This is a genomic window from Microcoleus sp. N9_A2 (assembly GCF_036701775.1).
GTDB lineage: Bacteria > Cyanobacteriota > Cyanobacteriia > Cyanobacteriales > Microcoleaceae > Microcoleus.
On the sequence record NZ_JAUBRH010000141.1, the window covers coordinates 1 to 2,317 of the forward strand.

A 2,317-nucleotide genomic window follows, 5' to 3' on the forward strand; every position below is an offset into this window, starting at 1 on the left:
CCCACATTCCGCACCCCCAACTGGCACATAGGCAGATTGAGGGGGTAAAAGTGAATCATCCGAGACCATCATGAGTAGAAATACTCAACTATCTCGGTCACTCAGCATTACCCAGTAGTCCATTCTGGAAAATTGACGTGAGGGCGTGAGTTAAATCTGATATCAGTTAAAATTGCGAGCGGTAAAAAACCAAGTTTATTATGTATCCGTAACGCGCTCACAGCCGCGAAAAAGCGTTAATTGCGCTCGCTCTTCCGTAACAAATCATCACCAAAAATAGTGTAAACTGGCGCTCGCGATGAACAATCAAATCAGGATTCAGCAGCCCATGCAGAAAGCATCCCAGATGAAAGTAGAAAACCTAGATCATCTGGGCTTGATAGCCGGTCTAATTGATGAAATAGGAATAGTCCAAAAAATCAATGAATTAGTAGGCGAACAACCGGGCGAGATAGTCAGTCCCGGCCTGGTAGTTAAAGCCATGATTATTAATGGATTAGGGATGGTTTCCGCCCCCTTGTATTTATTTTCTAAATTTTTTGAAGGGAAAGCAGTAGAACATTTACTTGGAACGGGGATTCAAGCATCACATTTAAATGATGACCGTTTAGGCAGAGTATTAGATAAATTATATTTGACAGGAATTACGGAAATCTTCACAACCATTGCCCTGTCAGCCGCTCAAAAATTCGAGATAAATACCGACACATCTCACCTGGACTCAAGTTCATTTCATCTACATGGCAAATATGAGCAAGAATTGCCATCAGTATCTTTTTCGAGCATAGAAACAGATAGCAATCAGTTAGATAATTCATCAATCAACCATCAAACATCGCCCATACCAATTGAGATTACCTACGGCTACTCTCGCGATCATCGTCCCGACTTAAAACAGTTCATTTTAGACCTAATTTGTAGTGGAGATGGAGATGTACCACTATTTTTACGAGTAGCTTCAGGAAACGAATCAGATAATTCCATATTCGCCTCAATTTGTCAAGACTTTAAAAACAAATTAAATCTCGACAGTTTAATGGTAGCTGACAGTGCATTATATACCGCTCCCAATTTAGAAATGTTAACCAATTTAAGATGGTTAACTCGTGTACCACTCAGTCTGAAACAAGCGCAGCAACTGGTATCTCAATTAAATGAATCAGAATTTCACGATAGTGCTGTGACCGGATATCGTTGGTCAGAACACAAAAGTAATTATGGTGGAATTACACAAAGATGGTTAGTAGTAGAGAGCAGTTTGCGTCGTGAGGCAGACCAACGTAAATTAGAAAAAAAACTCAAAAAAGCTGAAATTGAGGGTCAGAAAAAGTTGCGAGAGTTATCAAATATTGAATTTGCTTGTGACACCGATGCCTTGTCAGCAGCACGTCGTTTATCTACAGAACTAAAATATCATAATTTAACCCAAATTAGTAGCAGACAATCGACAGCAAAATCCCATGCTAATTCGACCAGTTCTGACATTTCTAGCTCTCAGCTAATATTTAAAGTTCAGGCACAACTAGAATTAGATGCTAGTGCGGTAGCCAAAGCAACCAAAGCTAGTGGCAGATTTATCTTAGCTACTAATGTGCTGGATGCTTCACAATTAAATCCTGATGAAATGATTGTAAAATATAAGGAACAGCAGTCGGCAGAGAGAGGGTTTGGGTTTTTGAAAGACCCCTTGTTTTTTACGGATAGCGTGTTTCTAAAGTCGCCGGAAAGAAGAGAGGCTTTAACTTTGGTAATGGGTTTGTGTTTGTTGATTTATACTTTAGGTCAAAGGTTACTCCGGCAAAACTTGCAACTCACTAATAAAACCGTAAAAAATCAGTTGGGCAAAGGAACCAATCGACCTACTTTGCGCTGGATATTCCAAAGTTTTCAATCGATTCATGCCGTGTGTCTTCAAGGAATTCAGCAAGTTTCTAATTTGACATCAGAACGGTTAGCCATCTTAAATTTATTTCCAGTCACCTGTCGGTCTTATTATTTTTTGTTGTGAAATGAAGTCGATTATTGATTGGTAAAACTGACTTACATTTAAATAATTGTTGATTCAGCAGTGATGTATTATTGTCATAATGCGGGCGATATATGCTGGGAATTAATAGTTATCAATGGTCTGATTTTTGACTTTTAATGGGTTAAGAAGATTGAATTAATGCCCTCATGTCAATTTTTAGGAATTCCTAACTGAGTGATGCGAGCGTTGCACAGATTTTTGGGTGTTTTTACTCACGATTATCTCGGATGATTTACTTTTATCCCCTCCATCTGCCTATGTGCCAGTTGGGGGTGCGGAATGTGGGTT

1 protein-coding gene is annotated in these 2,317 nt (G+C 39.2%); it reads left to right on the forward strand.

Features of this window, described 5'->3' with window-relative positions; translation table 11 throughout:
- Positions 1-328 precede the first annotated feature (328 nt).
- Positions 329-2,008: an IS1634 family transposase gene (locus tag QUA44_RS30390; protein WP_333257621.1), complete on the forward strand. Its 1,680-nt coding sequence runs from the start codon at positions 329-331 to the stop codon at positions 2,006-2,008.
- Positions 2,009-2,317: the final 309 nt, after the last annotated feature.